The organism is Hydrogenophaga electricum (genome assembly GCF_030160815.1).
Lineage (GTDB): Bacteria > Pseudomonadota > Gammaproteobacteria > Burkholderiales > Burkholderiaceae_C > Hydrogenophaga > Hydrogenophaga electricum.
This window is the reverse complement of the sequence record NZ_BSPB01000006.1, coordinates 17,453-40,598: the sequence shown is the minus strand read 5'-3', so window position 1 is coordinate 40,598 and position 23,146 is coordinate 17,453. Positions and strand designations below refer to the sequence as shown.

General features: G+C 66.8%; 22 protein-coding genes. 9 read left to right on the top strand and 13 right to left on the bottom strand.

From position 1 onward, the window contains the following. Nucleotides 1–31: 31 nt before the first annotated feature. The 3 genes from QQK43_RS05890 to QQK43_RS05880 all read right to left on the bottom strand — a co-directional run bounded on the left by QQK43_RS05890 (nt 32) and on the right by QQK43_RS05880 (nt 2,844). Entirely contained in the window at nt 32–1,165 is a 1,134-nt protein-coding gene (locus tag QQK43_RS05890; protein ID WP_234263587.1) for a M48 family metallopeptidase, read from the bottom strand. 12 nt (nt 1,166–1,177) lie between these two features. Then, on the bottom strand, nt 1,178–2,341 hold the full coding sequence (locus QQK43_RS05885; RefSeq protein ID WP_284307058.1) for a YjgN family protein: 1,164 nt from the start codon (nt 2,339–2,341) through the stop codon (nt 1,178–1,180). Nucleotides 2,342–2,442: 101 nt separating this feature from the next. Then, nucleotides 2,443–2,844: a hypothetical protein gene (locus tag QQK43_RS05880; protein WP_234263591.1), complete on the bottom strand. Its 402-nt coding sequence runs from the start codon at nt 2,842–2,844 to the stop codon at nt 2,443–2,445. A 109-nt stretch (nt 2,845–2,953) separates the two neighbouring features. Between QQK43_RS05880 and QQK43_RS05875 the strand changes: the two genes are divergently transcribed. Both QQK43_RS05875 and QQK43_RS05870 read left to right on the top strand, forming a co-directional pair. Then, on the top strand, nt 2,954–3,769 hold the full coding sequence (locus tag QQK43_RS05875) for a helix-turn-helix domain-containing protein (protein ID WP_284307057.1): 816 nt from the start codon (nt 2,954–2,956) through the stop codon (nt 3,767–3,769). 70 nt (nt 3,770–3,839) lie between these two features. Then, a complete protein-coding gene (locus QQK43_RS05870; protein WP_234263593.1) occupies nt 3,840–4,733 on the top strand; it encodes an amino acid ABC transporter substrate-binding protein in 894 nt (297 codons plus the stop codon). Nucleotides 4,734–4,746: 13 nt separating this feature from the next. On the opposite strand, the gene QQK43_RS05865 is transcribed toward QQK43_RS05870, so the two are convergent. From QQK43_RS05865 to cyoA, 7 genes are all read right to left on the bottom strand, one after another. Continuing rightward, nucleotides 4,747–5,286 carry a response regulator transcription factor gene (locus QQK43_RS05865; protein WP_234263594.1) on the bottom strand — a complete coding sequence of 180 codons (540 nt, stop codon included), beginning with the start codon at nt 5,284–5,286 and terminating at the stop codon, nt 4,747–4,749. Nucleotides 5,287–5,291: 5 nt separating this feature from the next. After that, entirely contained in the window at nt 5,292–6,620 is a 1,329-nt protein-coding gene (locus tag QQK43_RS05860) for an ATP-binding protein (protein ID WP_234263595.1), read from the bottom strand. Further along, nucleotides 6,601–7,392: an SURF1 family protein gene (locus QQK43_RS05855; protein WP_284307054.1), complete on the bottom strand. Its 792-nt coding sequence runs from the start codon at nt 7,390–7,392 to the stop codon at nt 6,601–6,603. Before QQK43_RS05855 ends, QQK43_RS05860 begins: the two co-directional genes overlap by 20 nt. Nucleotides 7,393–7,394: 2 nt before the next feature. After that, the gene (cyoD, locus tag QQK43_RS05850; protein WP_234263597.1) at nt 7,395–7,814 is read right to left on the bottom strand and encodes a cytochrome o ubiquinol oxidase subunit IV; all 420 of its coding nucleotides are present in this window, start codon (nt 7,812–7,814) and stop codon (nt 7,395–7,397) included. Next, entirely contained in the window at nt 7,814–8,449 is a 636-nt protein-coding gene (gene cyoC / locus QQK43_RS05845; RefSeq protein ID WP_284307053.1) for a cytochrome o ubiquinol oxidase subunit III, read from the bottom strand. Before cyoC ends, cyoD begins: the two co-directional genes overlap by 1 nt. Further along, nucleotides 8,442–10,448 (bottom strand): cytochrome o ubiquinol oxidase subunit I, encoded by a 2,007-nt coding sequence (gene cyoB, locus QQK43_RS05840; RefSeq protein ID WP_234263599.1) that lies wholly within the window; start codon nt 10,446–10,448, stop codon nt 8,442–8,444. Before cyoB ends, cyoC begins: the two co-directional genes overlap by 8 nt. A 61-nt stretch (nt 10,449–10,509) precedes the next feature. Continuing rightward, nucleotides 10,510–11,565 (bottom strand): ubiquinol oxidase subunit II, encoded by a 1,056-nt coding sequence (gene cyoA / locus QQK43_RS05835; RefSeq protein WP_284307052.1) that lies wholly within the window; start codon nt 11,563–11,565, stop codon nt 10,510–10,512. 230 nt (nt 11,566–11,795) lie between these two features. Between cyoA and QQK43_RS05830 the strand changes: the two genes are divergently transcribed. Then, nucleotides 11,796–13,136, top strand: coding sequence for an MFS transporter (locus tag QQK43_RS05830; RefSeq protein WP_284307051.1), 1,341 nt, complete (start codon nt 11,796–11,798; stop codon nt 13,134–13,136). Nucleotides 13,137–13,581: 445 nt separating this feature from the next. On the opposite strand, the gene acnB is transcribed toward QQK43_RS05830, so the two are convergent. The 3 genes from acnB to QQK43_RS05815 are packed head-to-tail and all read right to left on the bottom strand — an operon-like array spanning nt 13,582 to nt 18,213. Then, nucleotides 13,582–16,179 (bottom strand): bifunctional aconitate hydratase 2/2-methylisocitrate dehydratase, encoded by a 2,598-nt coding sequence (gene acnB, locus QQK43_RS05825; RefSeq protein ID WP_284307050.1) that lies wholly within the window; start codon nt 16,177–16,179, stop codon nt 13,582–13,584. A 37-nt stretch (nt 16,180–16,216) separates the two neighbouring features. After that, nucleotides 16,217–17,200, bottom strand: coding sequence for an HpcH/HpaI aldolase/citrate lyase family protein (locus tag QQK43_RS05820; protein ID WP_284307049.1), 984 nt, complete (start codon nt 17,198–17,200; stop codon nt 16,217–16,219). 26 nt (nt 17,201–17,226) lie between these two features. Then, nucleotides 17,227–18,213 (bottom strand): malate dehydrogenase, encoded by a 987-nt coding sequence (locus QQK43_RS05815; RefSeq protein ID WP_234263608.1) that lies wholly within the window; start codon nt 18,211–18,213, stop codon nt 17,227–17,229. Between the two features lie 232 nt (nt 18,214–18,445). Between QQK43_RS05815 and QQK43_RS05810 the strand changes: the two genes are divergently transcribed. From QQK43_RS05810 to QQK43_RS05785, 6 genes are all read left to right on the top strand, one after another. Continuing rightward, nucleotides 18,446–19,276 carry a GntR family transcriptional regulator gene (locus QQK43_RS05810; protein WP_234263609.1) on the top strand — a complete coding sequence of 277 codons (831 nt, stop codon included), beginning with the start codon at nt 18,446–18,448 and terminating at the stop codon, nt 19,274–19,276. A gap of 158 nt (nt 19,277–19,434) precedes the next feature. Next, on the top strand, nt 19,435–19,866 hold the full coding sequence (gene sdhC / locus QQK43_RS05805; RefSeq protein ID WP_284307048.1) for a succinate dehydrogenase, cytochrome b556 subunit: 432 nt from the start codon (nt 19,435–19,437) through the stop codon (nt 19,864–19,866). A gap of 26 nt (nt 19,867–19,892) precedes the next feature. Further along, nucleotides 19,893–20,258: a succinate dehydrogenase, hydrophobic membrane anchor protein gene (gene sdhD / locus QQK43_RS05800; RefSeq protein WP_234263611.1), complete on the top strand. Its 366-nt coding sequence runs from the start codon at nt 19,893–19,895 to the stop codon at nt 20,256–20,258. Between the two features lie 3 nt (nt 20,259–20,261). Continuing rightward, complete coding sequence (gene sdhA / locus QQK43_RS05795) at nt 20,262–22,064, top strand: succinate dehydrogenase flavoprotein subunit (RefSeq protein WP_234263612.1); 1,803 nt, start codon at nt 20,262–20,264, stop codon at nt 22,062–22,064. Nucleotides 22,065–22,098: 34 nt separating this feature from the next. Further along, nucleotides 22,099–22,803: a succinate dehydrogenase iron-sulfur subunit gene (locus QQK43_RS05790; RefSeq protein ID WP_234263613.1), complete on the top strand. Its 705-nt coding sequence runs from the start codon at nt 22,099–22,101 to the stop codon at nt 22,801–22,803. A 28-nt stretch (nt 22,804–22,831) separates the two neighbouring features. Further along, the gene (locus QQK43_RS05785) at nt 22,832–23,125 is read left to right on the top strand and encodes an FAD assembly factor SdhE (RefSeq protein ID WP_234263614.1); all 294 of its coding nucleotides are present in this window, start codon (nt 22,832–22,834) and stop codon (nt 23,123–23,125) included. Nucleotides 23,126–23,146 lie beyond the last annotated feature (21 nt).

The following is a 23,146-nucleotide window of genomic DNA, read 5'->3' as shown; positions in this document are numbered from 1 at the left end:
GGCCGGCGGCGGGTCGGCCTGAGCCGCTCGCTCAGCGCGCCGCGTCGCGGAAGAAGCTGATCCGATCGGCGTCCGCCGGGTGCGAGGCGAAGCCCAGGCCCCAGAGCCTGCCTTGCTGCGGTTGCTCGGAAGTGGCTGGCTCTGCACACACCACCTCGGTCTCGGCCGGTTCCGGTTGAAGCAGTTCATCGCCACAGCGCTTGAACAGCGCGAAGCGTTCGAACAGCCGGATCATCAGCGCCGGCGACAGGCCCCCATCGCGCAGCACCGTGGCGGCGTAAGCGTCGGCCTCGCGCTCGGCTTCGCGCGAATAGTGGGCCTGCCCCAGCCACAGCGGCACCGTCGCCAGCACCCCGCTGTAGTCGCCCCAGAGCGCCGAAGCGGCAAACCCCAGCACCCCGATCTGCACCAGCATGCGCACCCCGTGCCGGTGCTGCACATGGCCGAGTTCGTGCGCCAGCACGCCGGCAATCACCTCGGTGTCGTGCTGCAGCAGCCGGGCCATGTCGTCGGTCAGCAGCAGGATGCCGCCCGGCAGTGCCAACGCGTTGGGGCCGATGTCCTCGCTGTGGCGGATCAGCAGGCGCGCGGGGCGCACGCTCACACCGCGCGCCGCCTGCGCCGCCGTGTGCGCCCGTTGCACCTGCTGCCAGGCCCGCTCGATCGCCTGCTGCTGGGCCTCGGCGAGTTGGCTGGGCTGCATGAGATCACCCACCTGGGCCAGCACCGCCTCGCCGATCTGGCGCTCGGCAGCGTCGGGAAAACGGTCGGCGATCACCCGGGCCGCCCACGGCAGCCCCCAGACGTAGCCGCTCGCGCACAGCGCCACCAGCAGGCACAGGCTCAACACCACCCCGCGCCAGCTCTGCTGCAGCCGGACAACGGGCGATTCGGACTGGCCCCCGGCACGCACCCAGGCGTCCCAGGCCGCGGCGTCGGTGGACTGGATGCTGCCCCCGTCGGGCAACAGGGCGATGCGCGGGCCGCGCCGCGTGCGTTCCGGCCATTGCACGCGCCGGGCCTCGATCTGGCGCGGCGCCTCGGCCGCGTCGATGTGCAGCCAGCCGTCCGTCAACCGGGCCCGCACCGCCTGGGCCCGGTTGCTGCGGCCATCGAAGTAGCGGACGTTCAGCCCCTCGTCCGGTACGGGTGGTCGGTGCTCCATGCGCGCGCCAGCTCAGAGGCCCATGTCGAGACCGAACAGGTCGCCCGCGGCCTCGCCGGCGGCCTCACCCGGCTGCTCATGTTCCGCCGCTGCCAGGGCCTCCATGTCGATGACGCTGCGGATGTGCACCGCCTCCAGCCGCAGGCGCGCCACCGCGACCTTGGCAAACGGCCAGTACAGTCCCAAGGTGAGCGCGATCAGCAGACCGTTCTTGAAACCCAGCAGCAACAAGCGGCGAAAGCCGAGCTGGCTGATGAAACGCATCTGCGCATTGCCGGTTTTGGTCCAGACCAGGTTCTGCAGGCGCGCGGTGAGCCAGGGACCGATCACGAAAAACATCAGCAAGCCGGCTCCGGCAAACAGCATCGGCAGCACGCGGAACAGCACCCACAGCACACCGTCCCAGGCGATCCCGCCAGCGAAACGGAGCCCGACATACAGCATGCTCAGACCCACCAGCGCCAGCAGCACCAACAGGGGCTTGAGCGCGATCAGGTAAAAAGCGCCCAGCCCGGCGCGAAAGTCGGTCTGCAGGCCCGCATAGCTGTAGTGCCGGTGCTGGTAGGCCTTCATGCGCCAGAACAGCCACGGCAGGGTCAGCAGAAACAGCAGCAGCGCCCCGCCAAAGACCCCTGCCCACCACGCGGGCGGCGTCGCGTCCGGGTCTTCGGGAAGGGCAAAAGACAGCAGCACGAGCGGCAAGGCCGCCAGGAACGACGGCAGTTGCGTCAGATAGGCATCGCGCAGCGAGCCCACGAAGCGAAAACGCAGGCCCCGCCAACTGGTGTTGCCCAGGCGAAAGGCCAGCGACGAGCGCCACAGCGCCGGCCACAGCGCGGCCAGCGCCACGAACGCCACCAGTCCCGCGATCGCGGAGAAGCTGCTGGCCCAGTTGTAGAGCACGAACAGCACCCCGACCAGCACCCAGCCCTTGAACATCTGCCGGGCCTCGCCGTGAAAGCCCAGCGGATCGCCATCCACCAGGGTGTTGGCCCAGAAATAGCGCAGCCGCCGCACCTTGGCCCAGGGCCAATACAGACCCAGGGTGACGAAAAGCAGCAGCAGGTTGACGATCCAGATGCGGAAGTACTCGCTCCCCGAGCCCGTGAAGGTGATGGGCAGATGCCGCACGGTGGCAGCGCCCGCCGATGGGGCGTGGTTGTTTGGAAAAGGCATGTGACAGCAAGACAGTGGTGACAGAGCGCGCATTGTGCCCGCCAGGAACCCAGGCACGGCCCACGCCCTGCCGCCCACCCCGCACCCCTGTCACCCGGGTCTCAGGCCATCGCGAGACGCTGCGCTCCGCGTGCCCCCGCCCATTCCAGCTCGGCCATGACCAGCACCACCAGCGCCTGCGCCAGCACCCAGCCCAACCCCAGCCCCGTCAATGGCAGACCGGCCCCGAAAGCCAGCCAGAGACTGGCGGCGACCCAGGCGAAGTTGCCGGCGGCCAGCAGCCGGACACCGCCCACTGGCGGTTCGGTCCGGGCCGCGAGCCAGCCGGCGGTGGACGCCGCCACGATCACAATCAGCGCCGTCACTTGCAGCCAGTTGGCGGGAATGCCGGTCCAGGTGGACAACGACCCGGCCAGCGCCAGGTGGGACAGGCCCAGGCCGATGCCGCAGGCGGCATCGAGCCCAAGCACACGGCGCAGGGTGGACACAGAGACGGTGAACATGGTGGACTCCTTGAAAAACGATGGGAGCCCGATGCTCCGGCGACCCGGGCATGGCGTCCATGACCTGCGAGGTCATGACATCGACACGCGGACCGCCTACGATGGCGGCATGAACGCCCACCCCGCCGTCCGCCGTGTTGCCGTCGGCGATCACCTGCGCCACTGGCGCCAGCAGCGCCGCCTGAGCCAGCAGGATCTGGCCTTCGACGCCGGCCTGTCCACACGGCACCTGAGCTGCGTGGAGACCGGCAAGGCCAGCCCCAGCCGCGAACTGGTGCTGCGCCTGTGCGAGCACCTCTCGGTGCCGCTGCGCGAGCGCAACGCCTGGCTGGTGGCGGCCGGTTTTGCGCCGATGTACCGCGAGCACCGGCTCGACGATCCCGCGCTGCAGGCGGCGCGGCAGGCGGTGCAGCACATCCTGGACCGCCACGAACCCTGGCCCGCCGTGGCCTTCGACCGGCACTGGAACCTGGTGCTGTCCAACCGCATGGTGGTGCCGCTGCTGGCCGGCGTCGACCCGGCCCTGCTGGTGCCGCCCGTGAACCTGCTGCGCGTGAGCCTGCACCCGGGCGGCCTGGCGCCACGCATCGCCAACCTGCACCAGTGGCGCGAACACCTGTTCGCGCGCCTGCAGCAGCAACTGCACACCACCGGCGACGCCGGGCTGGCGGCCCTGCTGCAGGAGCTGCAGGCCTATCCGGACCAGCCGCCCGAGCAGATCCGCCGCCTGGACGGCGAGCACCCGGGCGTGCTGATGCCTTTCCTGGTGCACACCCCGACCGGCGTGCTGCACCTCATCAGCACCACCACGGTGTTCGGCTCGCCCACCGACATCACCCTGCAGGAGCTGGCGATGGAGACTTTTTTCCCGGGCGACGAAGCCTCTGCCCAGGCGCTGCGCACACTGGCGCAAACGCTGCCCTGAAGGCGCCACCGCCCGCATGGCATCGCCCTTGCATGCACCGCAGTCAGTCCACCCACCTCCGGAGCCTTCCATGAGCATCCGTTCCCCGCTGGTTCCCGCCCTCCTCGCCGCGTGGCTGCTGGGTGCCTTGCCCGCCCATGGCGGCCCGGTACTCGAACGCATCCGCTCCGAAGGGACCATCACCCTCGCGCACCGCAACGCCTCGGTGCCGTTTTCCTACCTGGACCCGCAAGGGCAGCCCGTCGGTTACGCGCTGGACATCTGCAAACGCCTGGCCCAGGCGGTGCAACAGAAGCTCGGCCTGAAAACCCTGACCGTGGCCTACCTGCAGGTCACGCCCGCCAACCGGATCGAGGCCGTGGCCCAGGGCCAGGCGCAGATGGAATGCGGCTCCACCACCAACAACGCCAGCCGGCGTGAGCAGGTCGCGTTCACCATTCCGCACTACATCACGGGGGCCCGCCTGCTGGTGAAGGCCGACAGCCCGGTGGACCGCATCGACCACCCGCAGCTCAAGAAAGTCGTGTCCACCCGCAGCACCACCCCGCTGGCCGCCTTGCGCCAGGCGGTGCGCGTGCGGGCGCTGCCCCTGACCATCGTCGAGGCCGACGACCACGAACAGGCGGTGGCGATGGTGGAGAAAGGCCAGGCCGACGCCTTCGCCATGGACGACGTGCTGCTCTACGGCCTGGCCGCCGGCCGCACCGACCCCAAGGCGCTGAAGGTGGTGGGCCAGTTCCTGACCACCGAGCCGCTGGCCATCATGCTGCCCAAGGACGACGAGGCGCTCAAAAAGATCGTGGACGACGAAATGCGCCGCCTGATCTACAGCGGCGAAATCCTGGGCATCTACAGCACCTGGTTCGAAAAACCGATTCCCCCCAACGGCTCGCCCTTGAACCTGCCGGTCAACTACCTGCTGCGCGACTTCTGGAAGTACCCGACCGACAAGGTCCCGTTCTGAAGCGGGCGCGCGCTCAGCTCACCTGCCGCTTGTCGAGCTTGCGCGTGAGGGTGCGCCGGTGCATGCCGAGCCGGCGGGCAGCCTCGGAGATGTTGAAGTCGGTCTCGGCCAGCACCTGGTGAATGCGCTCCCACTCCAGCGTCTTGATGGAGCTGGTGCGGTTGGTGATCTCGACCTCGGTGTTGCCCGCCTTCTGGGCAAAAGCGGCCTCGATGTCGTCGGTGTTCGACGGCTTGGCCAGATAGTGGCAGGCGCCGAGCTTGACCGCCTCCACCGCGGTGGCGATGCTGGCAAACCCGGTCAGCACCACGATGAGCATGCCAGCGCTGGCACGGTGCAGGGTCTGCACGCAGGCCAGCCCCGACGCCTCGCCCTTGAGCTTGAGGTCGACCACCGCGTAGCCGGGTGTCGAGCGGGTCAGCAGGTCCTCGACCTCCTGCAGGCTGGTGGCGTGAAGCACCCGGTAGCCGCGCCGCTCGAACGAACGGCGCAGCGTCCGGGCAAAAGCCTCATCGTCTTCCACCAGCAGCAAACAGCGTTCTTCGTTTTCCATGCGTCTCAGGCCTTGCCGCCCGACAGGGTGATGGCCGCCAGCGGCAACCGGATGGCGACTTCCGCGCCGCCTTCGGGACGGTTGCGAACGGTCACGCGTCCGCCCAGGGTGCGCGCCACATTGAACACCAGGAACAGGCCCAGGCCGGCACCCGGACGGTCCTTGGTCGATTGGTAAGGCGTGCCTGCCTGGGCCAGGATGCCCGGGGCAAAACCCGGACCCCGATCGGTCACCGTCAGGCACAGGGCATCGGCCTCGCGCGTGACGGCCAGTTTCACCCAGCCGGGCGAAGCTTCGCGCGCATTGTCGAGCACATTGAAAACCATCTGCTTGAGCGTGGTATCGGAGACCATGGGGATGTCGTCCCCGAACCCGTTGTCGTAGACGAACTGGTGGAGCGAGCGCGTGTCGCGCCATTCCTGGGCCAGCGCGTCCACGAAAGCCCGCACCGTCGTCTGCGCCGACGCTTCGCCGCGGGTTTCCCCCGCCGACAGCAGGATGCCGCTGACGATGTGCTTGCAGCGCTGCACCTGCGCCTGCATCTCGGCGATGTCCTCGCGCAGCAGCGGCTCATCGGTCAGGCGCGGGTCGTGCTGCCAGTCGCCGAGGATCACGGCCAGGGTCGACAGCGGCGTGCCCAGCTCGTGCGCAGCCCCCGACGCCAGCAGCCCCATGCGCACGATGTGCTCTTCTTCCACACGCCGCCGGTGCGCCGCCGCCAGGCGCGCATCGCGCTCGCGCAGGTTGCGGTGGATGCGGGTGATGAAGACGATCACCAGCGTCGCGTTCAGCAGAAAACACACCAGCAGCCCGAGCGCGTAGACGCTGGAAAACCCTTCGTGCAGATCGAGTGGCAGCGGCAACGGCAGGTGGTAACGGGCCAGTGCGCCAAAACACACCGCGGTGATCAGCACCATGGACCAGATGTGCGGCCCACGCAGCAGCACCGCGCCGAGCGTGAGCTGCAGCAGATACAGGAAGACGAAGGGGTTGGTGATGCCGCCGCTCAGGTAGAGCTGCAGCGTCAGCACCGCCACGTCGACCATGAAAGCCACAAACAGCTCGGAACTGCGGACATCGTGGCCCAGCCGCCAGCGCAGCAGGCTGGCCACGTTGAACAGCGCCAGGCAGCCCACCACCAGCAGCATCTCGCGCAGCGGCAGGCTCAGCCCCAGACCGTAATACGCCAGGTCGATGGTGACCACCTGGCCGATCACGGCGATCCAGCGCAGCTGGATCAGCTGTTGCAGGTTCTTGAGGCCCGCTGCCGCTTCGGCGGAACGGGTCGGGGTGGCAGACCCGGTGTCGGGAGGCTCAGCGCGGGGAACGGTCATGGGCAGGCGTGGAGAGAGGCTCGCCCACCGGGCGACGGCCGCGCTCGTAGCGTGCCACATACCAGGCCGCCCCGGCAACCAGCAACGCCATGCCGTACCAGGTCAGGGCGTAGACCAGGTGGCTGTTGGCAAATCGGATGACCGTCAGGCCCGGGCGCGGCCAGGCGGTGGCCTGGTCTGCGGGCCGCCGGCCGGGCAGGCCGGCATCGATGAAGAAGGGCGAGGCCTGCGACAGGCCCTGCTGCTGGCCCATGGCGACCACGTCGCGCGAATACCAGCGCTGGCCGGCCGGGTCATTGCGGCGCAGAAAGCCACCACCCGGCTCGTTCATCCGCAGCAGGCCCTGCACCACCACCGCCCCGGCATCGCCCGCGTCGGCGGGCGGGGCCAGCCACTGCGCCCGCTGCGTCTGCGGCACAAAACCGCGATTGACCCAGACAGCGCTGCCGTCGGCCTGCTGCAGCGGGGTCATGACCCAGAAACCCGGGCCCAGGTCGGTGACGGCCTGGGCCAGCAGCGTGCGCTCGGGCAGCCAGCGACCGCGCACCTCCACCGGCAGGTACTCGTGTTCGGCCGGATGGACCTGTGGCCACTGGGCCGGCGCGGGCAAGGCCCCCACCGCGGCGTGGACGCGCTGGTCCACCCGGTCGATGAGCGCCAGCTTCCAGGCGCGCCGCTGCACCTGCCAGGTGCCCAGCGCCAGGAAACCGGCCAGCAGCAACAGACCCAGCACCGCCAGGGCGACCCGGCGCCCGCGGCCCGGCAGCGCCATGCTCAGCCGACCCAGGGCGTGCTGGCGGCCCCCAGGCTCTGCGGCAGCGTGGGGTGCTCCGGCATCATGTTGGTGTTCATGTGGAACATGACCCACAGGGTGCCGGCGATCGCGATGACAACGAAGACCACGGTGAAGATCGTGGAGAGCAGCGTCCAGCCGCCTTCGACCTTGCCGTTCATGTGCAGGAAGAACACCATGTGGACCAGGATCTGGGCCACGGCCAGCGCGCCCAGCACGAGCACGGCGGTCGGCCGGTCGGTGATGACCTTGGCCATGACGAGCCAGAACGGGATCGCCGTGAGGATGACCGAAAGCACGAAGCCGGTGGCGTATTCGCGCAGCGTGACGTGCGGCCCCGCGGCGTGGTGATGGCCGTCATCGTGGGCGTGCGCCGGTGCATGCATGTCGTGTGCGCTCATCACAGCACTCCCATCAGGTAGACAAAGGTGAAGACGCCGATCCAGACCACGTCCAGAAAGTGCCAGAACATCGACAGGCACATCAGGCGGCGCTGGTTCTCATGGATCAGGCCGTGTTTGCCGATCTGGACCATCAGCACCACCAGCCAGATCAGGCCGAAGGTGACGTGCAGGCCGTGCGTGCCCACCAGCGTGAAGAAGGCCGACAGGAAGGCGCTGCGCTGCGGGCCGGCGCCCTCGTGCAGCAGGTGGGCAAACTCGTACAGCTCCAGGCCCAGGAAGCACAGGCCGAACAGGCCGGTGACGGCCAGCCACAGCAGCGTGCCCTTCACGTCGTTCTTCTGCTTGCGCAGCATCGCGAAACCGAAGGTGATCGACGACAGCAGCAGGAAGGCGGTGTTAATGGCGACCAGCGTCAGGTCGAACAGCTGGGCGCCGGTCGGGCCGGCGGCGTAGCTGCGGCCGAGCACGCCGTAGGTGGCGAACAGCGCCGCGAAGATGAGGCAGTCGCTCATCAGGTAGAGCCAGAAGCCCAGCGAGGTGCCGTTTTCCGGATGCGGTTCGTGCGCCAGGTGGTAGGCGCGCGGGCTCAGGGTGGCGCCGCCGGCGCCGGCTTGGAGGTGGAGATCAGACATGGGCGGCCCGCAGTTGTTGGGTGCGCAGGTTTTCGGTTTCCGTCACTTCGGAAGCCGGGATGTGGAAGTCGCGCTGGTAGTTGAAGGTGTGCACGATCGCGGCGATCACCATCGCGGCGAAGGACGCGCCGGCCAGCAGCCACATGTGCCATATCAGCGCGAAGCCGAGCACCAGCGACAGGGCCGAGATCACCACGCCCGCGGCCGTGTTGGCCGGCATGTGGATCGGCTGGAAGCCGGTGAGCGGGCGCTGGTAGCCGTGTTTCTTCATGTCCCACCAGGCGTCGATTTCATGCACCACCGGGGTGAAGGCGAAGTTGTAGTCGGGCGGCGGCGACGAGGTCGCCCACTCCAGCGTGCGGCCGTCCCAGGGGTCGCCGGTCACGTCGCGCAGTTGGTCCCGCTTGAGGTAGCTGACCACGAGCTGGATCAGGAAGCAGGCGATGCCCAGCGCGATCAGGAAGGCGCCGAACGCGGCGACCTGGAACCAGATCTGCAGGGAGGTGTCTTCGAAGTGGTTGGCGCGGCGCGTCACGCCCATCAGGCCCAGCACGTACAGCGGCATGAAGGCCACGTAGAAGCCCACCACCCACAGCCAGAACGAACGCACGCCCCAGGTGCGGTCGAGCTTGTAGCCGAAAGCCTTGGGGAACCAGTAGTTCATGCCGGCGAACAGGCCGAACAGCACGCCGCCGATGATCACGTTATGGAAGTGGGCGATCAGGAACAGGCTGTTGTGCAGCACGAAGTCGGCCGGGGGCACGGCCAGCAGCACGCCGGTCATGCCGCCGATGGCGAAGGTGACCATGAAGGCCACGGTCCACATCATGGGCAGCTCGAAACGGATGCGGCCCTTGTACATGGTGAACAGCCAGTTGAAGATCTTGGCGCCCGTCGGGATCGAGATGATCATGGTCGTGATGCCGAAGAAGGCGTTCACGCTCGCACCCGAGCCCATGGTGAAGAAGTGGTGCAGCCAGACGATGTACGACAGGATGGTGATCACCACCGTGGCGTAGACCATCGAGGTGTAGCCGAACAGGCGCTTGCGGCTGTAGGTGGCCACGACTTCGGAGAAGATGCCGAAGCACGGCAGGATCAGGATGTAGACCTCGGGGTGGCCCCAGATCCAGATCAGGTTCACGTACAACATGGGGTTGCCGCCGAAGTCGTTCGTGAAGAAGTTGGTGCCGACATAGCGGTCCAGGCTCATCAGCACCAGGGCGGCCGTGAGCACCGGGAACGAGGCCACGATCAGCGCGTTGGTGCACAGCGAAGTCCAGGTGAAGACGGGCATCTTCATCAGGCTCATGCCGGGCGCGCGCATCTTGATGATGGTCACGATCAGGTTGATGCCGGACAGCGTGGTGCCCACCCCGGCGATCTGCAGCGACCATATGTAATAGTCCAGCCCCACCCCGGGGTTCTGCGCCCCCAGGTTGGACAGTGCCAGCCAGCCCGAGGTGGAAAACTCGCCCAGGAACAGCGACACCATCACCAGCACGGCGCCGGCGGTGGTCATCCAGAAGCTGAAGTTGTTGAGGAACGGAAAGGCCACGTCGCGCGCGCCGATCTGCAGCGGCACGAGGTAGTTCATGAGCCCGGTGACCAGCGGCATGGCCACGAAGAAGATCATGATCACGCCGTGGGCGGTGAAGATCTGGTCATAGTGGTGCGGCGGCAAGTAGCCCATGCTGTCACCGAAGGCCATGGCTTGCTGCAGCCGCATCATGACCGCGTCGGCGAAGCCGCGCAGCAGCATCACGATGCCCAGGATCATGTACATGATCCCGATCTTCTTGTGGTCGATGCTGCAGAACCAGTCGCGCCACAGCGGGCCCCACAGGCGGTAGCGGGTCAGCAGGGCCAGGACGCCCACGCCGCCCAGCACGACGGCGATGAAGGTCCACAGCAGGATGGGCTCGTGCGCCATGGGAACCGAATCCCAGGTAAGCCGGCCCAGGGCCCAGTGGGCCTCGACAGGGGTAACGGATGACATGTTGTTCTCGCTCAGGCAGTCGCCCGGCACCACCGCCCTGCGATGGAGCCGGGCCGGGGGATCATTGGCGGGTCGTGGCGTAGCGGGCGGTGCGCGAATCGAGCGCGGCCAGCACCTGGATGGACTCTTCGGCTGTGCAGATGTCCTGCGGCAGGTTCAGCCCCTGCGCCTTGACGTAGGCCTCGCCCCCCAGGGCGTCGATGGCCATCATGTGGTGCATGCACATCTTGCCGTCTTCCACACAGCGGTTCAGCACCTTGTCGTACAGGCCTGACTCGACCGAGGCGAAGCGCTGCACGGGATCGCGTTCGCTGGGTTCGGCCAGCTTCACGTAGGTGGCCCGGTCGAGCGCCTGGCCTTCGGTCTTGGCCTTCTGCACCCACTGGTCGAAGTCGGCATCGCTCAGGCCATGGAACTTGAACGTCATGCCCGAGAACCCGGCGCCGCTGTAGTGCGAGGACATGCCCTTGTACACACCGGGCTGGTTGATCACGGCGTTCAGCTCGGTCTGCATGCCCGGCATGGTGTAGATCATGCCCGCCAGGTCCGGCACGTAGAACGCGTTCATGGTCGTGGTGGACGTCAGCTTGAACAGGATCGGGCGGTTCACCGGCGCGGCCAGTTCGTTGACGGTGGCGATGCCCTGCTCCGGGTAGAAGAACAGCCACTTCCAGTCCATCGCGACCACCTGCACCTCCAGCGGCTTGACGTCCGGCGACAGCGCCTGGGACGCCGAGATGCGGTCCAGCGGGCGGTACGGGTCGAGCTTGTGGGTGCTGATCCAGGTGATGGCCCCCAACGCGATGATGATCAGCAGCGGGCCGCTCCAGATCACCAGCTCCAGCATGGTGGAGTGGTGCCAGTCGGGCGCGTAATCGGCCTCGGTGTTGGCCGCGTTCGACTGCCGGTACTTCCAGGCGAACCAGAGCGTGAGCGTGATGACCGGCACGATGATGACCAGCATCAGCAGCGTGGCCTGCACCACCAGGTGCCCCTGCTGGGCGGCGATGTCGCCGGCGGGATTGAGAACGACGGCCTTGCTGCAGCCGGTCAGGCCGGCCAGCGCCGCCAGGGCGGCCAGCCACGCGGCCCTGCGGGGCCTCGGCGGGAGATGCATACGGGACATGCGGAAGCGGATTTAAGGGTAAACGAGGATGACAAAAAACAATTCGCCGCGAATTTACCCATCTGCTCACGTTTGTCGATTGGACATTTTGTCCAAGGTCAAGTGCCAGACCCCACTTTTGGGATAGCGCCACGCTAGGTGAAAGCGCACTTGTCGGCCCCCGCGCTTGGGTGTAGAACCATGTTGGCATCACGCCACACAACAATCAGGAGACCTTTTTCATGAGCAGCGCCGCCTCTGCCACCTTTGCCTCTGCCGCCTTCGAGGAAAGCCCTGCCGCCCTGTCCCGCGCCGACACGCACGAGGACGTCACGCCCGGAGAAATCGCTGTCGGGGTGATCATCGGCCGCTCCTCCGAGTATTTCGACTTTTTCGTCTTCGGCATCGCCTGCGTCCTGGTCTTCCCGGCCTTCCTGTTTCCATTCCTGTCGCCGCTGGAAGGCACGCTGGCCGCTTTTGCGCTGCTGGCCGTGGCCTTCGTCGTGCGGCCCTTCGGCACGGCGCTGTCGATGGCCGTGCAGCGCCACTGGGGCCGCGGCACCAAGCTGACCCTGGCGCTGTTCCTGCTCGGCATCTGCACCGTGGGCATGGCCTTCCTGCCCAGCCACGACACCGCCGGCACCACCGCCATCGTCGCCCTGCTGGTGCTGCGCATCGGCCAGGGCATCGCGCTGGGCGGTTCGTGGGACGGCCTGCCCTCGCTGCTGTCGATGTCCGCCCCGCCCGAGCGCCGCGGCTGGTACGCCATGATGGGCCAGTTGGGTGCACCGCTGGGCTTCGTGCTCGCCGCCAGCCTGTTCGCCTACCTGTACGGCAGCCTGAGCACGCCCGAATTCCTGGCCTGGGGCTGGCGCTACGCCTTTTTCGTGGCCTTCGCCATCAACGTGGTGGCCCTGTTCGCCCGCCTGCGACTGATCGTGGGGCAGTCCTACACCCAGTTGCTGCAAGAGCGCGAACTGCAACCGGTGGCCGTGTCCCGCGTGATGGGTGAAGAGGGACGCAACGTCGTGCTGGGGGCTTTTGCCGCCCTGGCCAGCTTCGCGCTGTTCCACTTGGTGACCGTGTTCCCGCTGTCCTGGATCGCTTTGCACGACCACCAGCCTGTCACCGAGGTGCTCGGGGTGCAGATCCTGGGCGCCCTGCTGGCCGCCGGGGCCGTCGTGCTTTCCGGCTGGCTGGCCGACCGCGTGGGGCGGCGCAACCTGCTGGGGGCCATGGCCGTGCTGATCGGGGTCTTCAGCCTGTTTGCGCCCTGGCTGCTGGCCGGCGGCGCCACGGGCAACAACCTGTTCCTGCTGGTGGGTTTTGTGCTGCTGGGCCTGTCCTATGGGCAGGCCTCGGGCACGGTCACGGCCAATTTTTCGACCCAATACCGTTACACGGGCGCGGCGCTGTCGACCGATCTGGCCTGGCTCATCGGCGCGGCGTTCGCCCCGCTGGTGGCCCTGGGGCTGTCCGTGCAGTTCGGTCTCGTCGCCCTGTCGCTGTACCTGCTGTCGGGCGTCGTGTGCACCCTCGGGGCCTTGCGCATCAACCGGCTCATGGAACGCCAGAGCACCTGAAACGGCAGCAGCGGGAATCAATCACAGCCCAAGACCGGTCGACGCGACCGAACTCGCGATGATCCCCGCGCTGGCGGCAGGCTCTGCCCGCCCCCTGATCACGCCGATTGACACCGACCGCCAGTAGCACCTCTCGCGCCGGGGGGAGGACGCGATCAGCCAACAGACCCGACACTGCGAAGCCTTCTGCGCCCACGCCATCCGCCTGCCCGAACCGGTCATGGCGGGTGGTGCACGCGGGTGCGGCTGGACCAGGAGCGTGCCGCCAGCATGCCCGTGAGCCGCGGCTACCTGACCAAACCCCTCACCATTGAGCGCGCCCGCGAACCGATCCAGCGTTCGGTGTAGGCGGCCGCGCCGCGGCACAGCCCGCGCAGGGCGGTTCTTCGCCCGCACACAAAAAAGGCCCGCACGGGGCGGGCCTTGGAGGGGAAGCGTGCAGCGATCAGGCCACGGTCTTCGCCGTCTCCACGTACTCTTCGATCTGGTCGAAGTTCATGTACTTGTAGATCTGGTCGGCCTTGGCGGTGACCACACCGGTGGCGGCCAGGTACTCGTCCTTGGTCGGCAGCTTGCCCAGCTTGGAGGCCACGGCGGCCAGTTCGGCCGAGCCCAGGAACACGTTGGTGTTCTTGCCCAGGCGGTTCGGGAAGTTGCGGGTGCTGGTGGAGATCACCGTCGCGCCTTCACGCACCTGCGCCTGGTTGCCCATGCACAGCGAGCAGCCGGGCATTTCGGTGCGGGCACCGGCGGCGCCGAAGCTGGCGTAGTGGCCTTCCTTGATCAGCTCGCTCTCGTCCATCTTGGTCGGCGGGGCGACCCACAGTTTGACCGGGATGTCGCGGGCGCCGCCGAGCACGGTGGCCGCAGCGCGGAAGTGACCGATGTTGGTCATGCACGAACCGATGAAGGCCTCGTCGATCGGCGTACCGGCGACTTCGCTCAGCGTCTTGGCATCGTCCGGATCGTTCGGGCAGCAGACGATGGGTTCGCTGATCTCGGCCAGATCGATCTCGATCACGGCAGCGTATTCGGCGTCCTTGTCGGCTTCGAGCAGCTCGGGCTTGGCCAGCCAGGCCTCGACCTTCTCGATGCGGCGGGCCAGCGTCTTCGCGTCCTGGTAGCCATCGGCGATCATGTTCTTCATCAGCACGATGTTCGACTTCAGGTACTCGATCACAGGCTCCTGGTTGAGCTTGATCGTGCAGCCGGCGGCCGAGCGCTCGGCCGAGGCGTCGGACAGCTCGAACGCCTGTTCCACCTTCAGGTCGGGCAGGCCTTCGATTTCCAGGATGCGGCCCGAGAAGATGTTCTTCTTGCCAGCCTTGGCCACGGTCAGCAGACCGGCCTTGATGGCGTACAGCGGGATCGCATGCACCAGGTCACGCAGGGTGACGCCGGGCTGCATCTGGCCCTTGAAGCGCACCAGCACCGATTCGGGCATGTCCAGCGGCATCACGCCGGTGGCGGCGCCGAAGGCCACCAGACCGGAGCCGGCCGGGAAGGAAATACCGATCGGGAAACGGGTGTGCGAGTCGCCGCCGGTGCCGACAGTGTCGGGCAGCAGCAGGCGGTTGAGCCAGCTGTGGATCACGCCGTCGCCCGGACGCAGGGCGACGCCGCCGCGGTTGCTGATGAAGGCAGGCAGCTCGCGGTGGGTCTTGACGTCCACGGGCTTGGGATAGGCGGCGGTGTGGCAGAAGGACTGCATCACCATGTCGGCCGAGAAGCCCAGGCAGGCCAGGTCCTTCAGCTCGTCACGGGTCATCGGGCCGGTGGTGTCCTGGCTGCCGACGGTGGTCATCTTCGGCTCGCAGTAGGTGCCGGGGCGCACGCCCTGACCTTCCGGCAGACCGACGGCGCGGCCGACCATCTTCTGCGCCAGCGTGAAGCCGGCCTGGGTGGCGGCGGGCGACGACGGCAGGCGGAACAGCGTGGAGGCGGGCAGACCCAGGAACTCGCGTGCCTTGGCGGTCAGCGAGCGGCCGATGATCAGGTTGATGCGGCCGCCGGCGCGCACTTCGTCGAACAGCACGTCGGACTTGAGCTTGAACTCGGCCACGGTTTCGCCGTTCTTCACCAGCTTGCCTTCGTAGGGCAACACGTCGACCACGTCACCCATTTCCAGCTTGCTCACGTCCACTTCGATCGGCAGCGAGCCCGAGTCTTCCTGCGTGTTGAAGAAGATCGGAGCGATCTTGCCGCCCAGTGTGACGCCGCCGAAGCGCTTGTTCGGCACGAAGGGGATGTCCTGGCCGGTGGCCCAGATCACCGAGTTGGTGGCGGACTTGCGCGAGGAGCCGGTGCCAACCACGTCGCCCACGTAGGCGACGAGGTTGCCCTTTTTCTTGAGGTCTTCGATGAACTGCATCGGGCCGCGCTTGCCGTCTTCCTCCGGCTTGAAGGCCGCGTCGGGGCGGGTGTTCTTCAGCATCGCCAGGTAGTGCAGCGGGATGTCCGGGCGCGTGGTGGCGTCGGGCGCAGGCGACAGGTCGTCGGTGTTGGTCTCGCCGGGCACCTTGAACACCGTGACGGTGATCTTCTTCTCGACTTCGGGGCGGCTGGTGAACCACTCGGCGTCGGCCCAGCTCTGCATCACTTCCTTGGCCACGGCATTGCCGGCCTTGGCCTTTTCGGCCACGTCGTTGAAGTAGTCGAACATCAGCAGCGTCTTCTTCAGCGCCGCGCCGGCCACGGTCGCCACTTCGGCGTCGTCCAGCAGTTCGATCAGCGGATGCACGTTGTAGCCACCCACCATGGTGCCCAGCAGCTCGGTGGCCTTGGCCTTGGAGATCAGGGCGACCTGGATGTCACCATGGGCCACGGCGGCCAGGAAGCTGGCCTTGACCTTGGCGGCATCGTCCACGCCCGGCGGCACGCGGTGCGTGAGCAGGTCCAGCAGGAAGGCATCTTCGCCGGCGGGCGGGTTCTTGATCAGCTCGATCAGGGCAGCGACCTGCTTGGCGTCCAGCGGCAGCGGGGGAATGCCCAGCGCAGCGCGCTCGGCAGCGTGGGCACGGTAGTCGGTCAGAAAGGTCGACATGGCGTTCTCCGGTGGGGTAGATAGTGTTGGATTGGATTCATGCAAGAAACCAGCCACGCACCATTTCGGGCAATGCTCGCCCGGTATGGTGCGCGCGCTCGATCACTTGCCAGTAATAGCGGTAGCTGGCGCGGTCATGCAGGCGGCCTTCGTGCTGCACAGGCGCCCAGTCGGCGGCGGCGGCGGCTTCGATGATCGCCACCGCGGTGTCGATTTCAGCCTCGGCCGGTGAAAACGCGGTGACGATGGGCCGGATCTGGTCCGGGTGGATGCTCCACATCCGGGTGTAGCCCAACGTGGAAGCGGCCTGGCGGACGGCATTCTGCAGCGCGGGCAGATCCTTGAACTCGGTCACCACGTTGTGCGAGGGCACCTTGCCGTGCGCGTGGCAGGCGGCTGCCATCTCGATCTTGGCGCGCAGCACGTGCGGGTGGCTGAACTGGCCAGCCAGCGTCATGGCCGAGGCGGGAATCGCCCCACCATGGGCCGAGACAAAATCCATCAGACCGAAACTCAGTGAGGCCACGCGCGGGTGGGCCGCGATGTCGAAGGCACGGTGCACCGCTGCCGGCGACTCGATCAGCACGTGCAGCGGCAGCATGGTGGCGCCGGCCGCGTCCAGGGCCGCGACAGCGCGCCCGACGTCGGCGACCGACTCGACCTTGGGCACCATCAGGTGGCACAGACGCTGGCCGGCCTGGCCGGCGATCTGCGCCACATCGGCGTCGAAATGCGGGTGGTCGACCGGGTGCACCCGGGCTGCGACACGCGCACCCGCAGGGGCACCCAGCGCCAGTTCGGTGACGAGGGCCGCGTGTTCGGCCTCACCCCCTACAGGCGCCCCGTCTTCGCAATCCAGCGTGACATCGAAGACGCAAGTGCCGAACTCGGCACTCAACTCGGCCTGCAACTGCAGGCTTTTCTTCATCCGCGCCTCGACACCGCTGTAGTGGTCGCAGACCGGCAATGCAAACGCACCGGCCTGGGCCCCAGCAAGAATGTCGCGCGGGTGAGGTTTCACGAGTGAGTTACCAAGCGGTTACCAACTCAGAGCAGGTGCTTGACGCCGTCTTGTTCGCCTTGCAGCTCGGCCAGGGTCTTGTTGATGCACTCTTGCGAGAAGGCATCGATCTCCAGGCCTTCGACGATCTTGTACTCGCCGCCTTCGCAGGTGACGGGGTAACCGAACATCACGTCAGCGGGAATGCCGTACTCACCCTTGGACGGGATGCCCATGGTGACCCACTTGCCGTTGGTGCCCAGGGCCCAGTCGCGCATGTGGTCGATGGCAGCGTTGGCAGCCGAAGCGGCCGACGACAGGCCACGGGCGGCGATGATGGCGGCGCCCCGCTTGCCCACGGTTGGCAGGAAGGTGTTGGCGTTCCAGTCGTGGTCGTTGATGGTGTCCTTGACGGACTTGCCGTTCACCGTGGCGAAGCGGTAGTCGGCGTACATGGTGGGCGAGTGGTTGCCCCAGACGGCCAGCTTCTCGATGTCGCCGACGGCGCAACCGATCTTGGCGGCGATCTGCGAAGCAGCGCGGTTGTGATCCAGACGCAGCATGGCGGTGAAGTTCTTCGCCGGCAGGTCCGGCGCCGACTTCATGGCGATGTAGGCGTTGGTGTTGGCGGGATTGCCGACCACCAGCACGCGCACATTGCGCGAAGCGACGGCGTTCAGGGCCTTGCCCTGGGCGGTGAAGATCTGGGCGTTGGCGGCCAGCAGGTCGGCGCGCTCCATGCCGGGGCCACGGGGACGGGCACCCACCAGCAGGGCGTAGTCTGTGTCCTTGAAGGCGGTCATCGGGTCGGCGTGGGCTTCGATGCCGGCCAGCAGCGGGAAGGCACAGTCTTCCAGTTCCATGATCACGCCTTTCAGCGCGTTCTGGGCCTTCTCGTCCGGGATTTCCAGCAGTTGCAGGATCACGGGCTGGTCCTTGCCCAGCATTTCGCCGGAGGCGATGCGGAACAGCAGGGCGTAACCGATCTGACCGGCGGCGCCAGTGACGGCAACTCGGACGGGCTTCTTGCTCATGGTGAAAACTCCAGAAAGGGCGGAAAAAATGGGAGGAAATTCAGCGGGACAGCGTCTCGCGGACAAGGGCCACGCACGTGCGGGAAAACCCGTAAGAACAGGCGCAAGGTCAGCCAAGGAGTGTACCTCTGCGCGAGCGCATGCGTCAATTTGTCTTATGTCTTATATAAGATATCATTGCGCTTTTGCGACCCCGTCACCTGCCAACAGGGACACCGGACCGCCCCCACGCATGCCCGCCCCCAACCCGCCCACTCCTGGCCTCACACCGGAACCGTCCACCCCGGACGGCTTGCCGCTGGCTGAAGCTGCCAGCCCCGAGGCCGGCCTGCCCCCCACCCCGGCATTCAGTCCGCTCTACCAGCAGATCAAGACGCTGATCCTGCGCAGCCTTCAGGCCGGCGAATGGAAGCCCGGCGACATGATCCCGAGCGAATTCGAACTGGCCGCGCGTTTTCGCGTCAGCCAGGGCACCGTGCGCAAGGCCATCGACGAGCTGGCGACCGACAACCTGCTGGTTCGGCGCCAGGGCAAGGGCACGTTCGTGGCCACCCACGCGGAACAGCATGTGCAGTTCCGCTTCCTGCGCCTGCTGCCCGACGCCGGCACGCGCGACAGCCAGGGCCCGGCCGAACGCCGCATCATCGAATGCCGCCGCCTGCGTGCGCCGGCCGAGGTGGCGCGTCAGCTCAGCCTGCGCACGGGCGATGCGGTGATCCAGGTCCGCCGCGTGCTCGCCTTTGAGGGCACACCCGCCATCCTGGAAGACCTCTGGCTGCCAGGCACCCCGTTCAAGGGCCTGACCCAGGAAACCCTCGCCGGCGACATGGGCCCGATGTACGCCCTGTTCGAAACCGCCTTCGGCGTGCGCATGGTGCGGGCCCAGGAAAAGCTCAAGGCCGTGGCCGCCGATGCCGACGCCGCCAGCCTGCTGGGCATCCAGCCCGGCCATCCACTGCTGAGCGTCGAACGCCTGGCCTTCACCTACAACGACGTGCCCATGGAACTGCGGCGCGGCCTGTATCGAACGGAAACACGCCACTATTTCAACGAACTGAGCTGAAGAAGCCCCTTGCCCGAGCGGAATGCTTGAGCAATCCGGCCGATGTCAGTGCCGGGCATGGTGCATTGCAATAGAATTTGCCGGCCCGTGGTCCGAGTTACCAACGAGTTACATCCCTGCCCCCCACCGTCTCCGCGCATACGGAAGAAAGCCCCACCATGCCTGAGTTGACACAGAAGCGGCCCGAGTTCCGCAACATCAACGCCATCAAGGACCTCACCACCTACCGGCTGCCGCCGGCCGGCTGGGTGTCGATCCTGCACCGCGTCAGCGGCGCCCTGATGTTCCTGCTGCTGCCCCTGATCGTCTGGCTGTTCGACACCTCCGTGTCCTCGGAGATCTCGCACGACGTGTTCCAGTCTGCGTTCAGCGCCGGCATCGGCTTCGTGCCCGGCGTGCTCGTCAAGCTGGTGGTGCTGGCCATCATCTGGGCTTACCTGCACCACCTGATCGCCGGCCTGCGCCACCTGTACATGGACGTGAACCACGCCGTGAGCAAGGAATTTGGCAAGTCCTCGGCCCTCTTCACCCTGGTTCTGAGCATCGGCCTGACGGTGGTGCTGGGCGCCAAGCTGTTCGGTCTGTACTGAACCCTGCGTCGGAAGGAAACACCCACATGTCCGTCAACTACGGTTCCAAGCGCGTCGTCACCGGCGCCCACTACGGCCTGCGCGACTGGCTGGCCCAGCGCATCACGGGCGCCCTGTTCGCCCTGCTCACCTTCATCGTGCTGGCCAAGGTGCTGCTGACCAGCGGCCCCCTGGGCTACGAAGGCTGGGCCGCCATCTTCTCGCCCCAGTGGATGAAGGCCCTGACCTTCGCCGTGTTCGTGGCCCTGGCCTACCACATCTGGATCGGCATGCGCGATATCTGGATGGACTACGTCAAGCCTGCCGGCATCCGTCTCGTCCTGCATGTTTTCACCATCGTCTGGCTCGTCGCCTGCCTGGGCTGGGCTGTTCAAGTTCTCTGGAGACTCTGATCCATGTCCGCCCAAGCATCCCTTTCCAAACGCAAGTTCGACGTGGTGATCGTCGGGGCCGGCGGCTCCGGCATGCGTGCCTCGCTGCAACTGGCGCGCGCCGGCCTGAAGGTCGCCGTGCTCTCCAAGGTCTTCCCGACCCGCTCGCACACCGTCGCCGCCCAAGGTGGCGTGTCCGCTTCGCTGGGCAACATGAGCGAAGACAGCTGGGAATTCCACTTCTACGACACCGTCAAGGGCTCCGACTGGCTCGGTGACCAGGACGCGATCGAATTCATGTGCCGTGAAGCGCCGAAGGTCGTGTACGAGCTCGAACACTTCGGCATGCCGTTCGACCGCAATCCCGACGGCACCATCTACCAGCGTCCGTTCGGCGGCCACACGGCCAACTACGGCGAGAAGCCGGTGCAGCGCGCCTGCGCCGCGGCCGACCGCACCGGCCACGCCATGCTGCACACCCTGTACCAGGCCAACGTGTCGGCCCGCACCACGTTCTTCGTGGAATGGATGGCCTTGGACCTGATCCGTGACGCCGAAGGCGACGTGGTGGGTGTGACCGCGCTCGAAATGGAAACCGGCGACCTGTACGTGCTCGAAGCCAAGACGGTGCTGCTGGCCACCGGTGGTGCTGGCCGCATCTTCCAGTCGTCGACCAACGCCTTCATCAACACCGGCGACGGCCTGGGCATGGCGGCCCGCGCCGGCATCGCGCTGCAGGACATGGAGTTCTGGCAGTTCCACCCCACCGGCGTGGCTGGCGCGGGCGTGCTGCTGACCGAAGGCTGCCGCGGCGAAGGCGCCATCCTGCTCAACAGCAACGGAGAACGCTTCATGGAGCGCTACGCGCCCACGCTGAAGGATCTGGCGCCGCGCGACTTCGTCTCGCGCTGCATGGGCCAGGAAATCCTCGAAGGTCGTGGCTGTGGTCCCAACAAGGACTACATCCACATGAAGCTGGACCACCTGGGTGCCGAAACCATCCGCAAGCGCCTGCCCTCGGTGGAAGAAATCGGCCACAACTTTGCCAACGTCGACATCACCAAGGAACCGATTCCGGTGGTGCCGACCATCCACTACCAGATGGGCGGCATCCCGACCAACATCCACGGTCAGGTGGTGCAGAGCGTGAATGGCGAGGACAAACCCATCAACGGGCTGTACGCCGTGGGCGAATGCTCCTGCGTGTCCGTGCACGGCGCCAACCGCCTGGGCACCAACTCGCTGCTGGACCTGCTGGTCTTCGGCAAGGCTGCCGGCAACCACATCATCGCCAACGTCGACCCCCAGCGGGAACACAAGCCCCTGCCGGCCGACGCCGCCGATGCCACGCTGGCCCGCCTGGCCCGTCTGGACAATTGCAAGGACGGCGAGTACGCCCAGGATGTGGCCAACGACATGCGCAGCATCATGCAGGCGCATGCCGGCGTGTTCCGCAGCCAGGAATCGATGGACGAAGGCGTCAAGAAGATCGCTGCCCTGCGTGAGCGCATCGGCAACATCGGCCTCAAGGACAACTCCAAGGTCTTCAACACCGCCCGCGTCGAAGCGCTGGAAGTGGAAAACCTCATGGAAGTGGCCCAGGCCACGATGGAAAGCGCGGCGGCCCGCAAGGAATGCCGCGGCGCCCACCTGGTGCGCGACTACGAACACGACGTCACCCACCCGACCTGCCCGCTGGGCCGCAACGACGCCGAGTGGATGAAGCACACCCTCTGGTACAAGGACGGCAACCGCCTGGACTACAAGCCCGTGCGCATGAAGCCCCTGACGGCCGAGACCGTTCCCCCGAAGCCCCGCACCTTCTGACCGGACACGAGCGAGAAGAAAAGGAACCTGAAAAATGGCCAAACGCACTTTCAAGATCTACCGCTACGACCCGGACAAGGACGCCAAGCCGTACATGCAGTCCATCGAGCTTGAACTCGACGGTACCGAGCGCATGCTGCTGGACGCGCTGGTCAAGCTCAAGGCCGTGGACCCCACGCTGTCGTTCCGCCGCTCCTGCCGCGAAGGCGTGTGCGGCTCCGATGCGATGAACATCAACGGCAAGAACGGTCTGGCCTGCCTGACCAACCTGAACACGCTCAAGGGCGACATCGTCCTCAAGCCGCTGCCCGGCCTGCCGGTGGTGCGCGACCTGATCGTGGACATGACGCTGTTCTTCAAGCAGTACCACAGCATCAAACCCTACCTCATCAGCGACACCCCGCCGCCCGAGCGCGAGCGCCTGCAGAGCCCGGAAGAGCGCGAAGAGCTCAACGGCCTGTACGAGTGCATCCTGTGCGCGAGCTGCTCGACGAGCTGCCCGAGCTTCTGGTGGAACCCCGACAAGTTCGTCGGCCCCGCCGGCCTGCTGCAGGCTTACCGCTTCATCGCCGACAGCCGCGACGACGCCACGAGCCAGCGTCTGGACAACCTCGAAGACCCGTACCGACTGTTCCGTTGCCACACGATCATGAATTGCGTGGACGTCTGCCCCAAGAGCCTCAATCCCACGAAGGCCATTGGCAAGATCAAGGAACTGATGGTCCGCCGCGCCGTCTGAGCGCCCATCCGGCCCACCGAGAACCGGCATGAGCGACCACAACGCCACCGACCGCCCTCTGGACGAGCGCGCCCTGAGCAAGCTCCGGTGGCGTTGCCGGCGCGGCCTGCTCGAGAACGATCTGTTCATCGAGCGCTTCTTCGCCAGGCACGAATCTGGCTTGACCGTCCGTCAGGCGCAAGCCCTGGAAGTCCTCATGGATCTGTCCGACAACGATCTGCTCGATCTGTTGCTCGGGCGGAAAGAGCCCCAGGATGCCATCGCCCAGGACGACGTCGCGCAGGTGCTGGGCCTGCTGCGATCTGCCCGCAACCCTGTTTAAGCCCTCCGACAAAGGAATCCG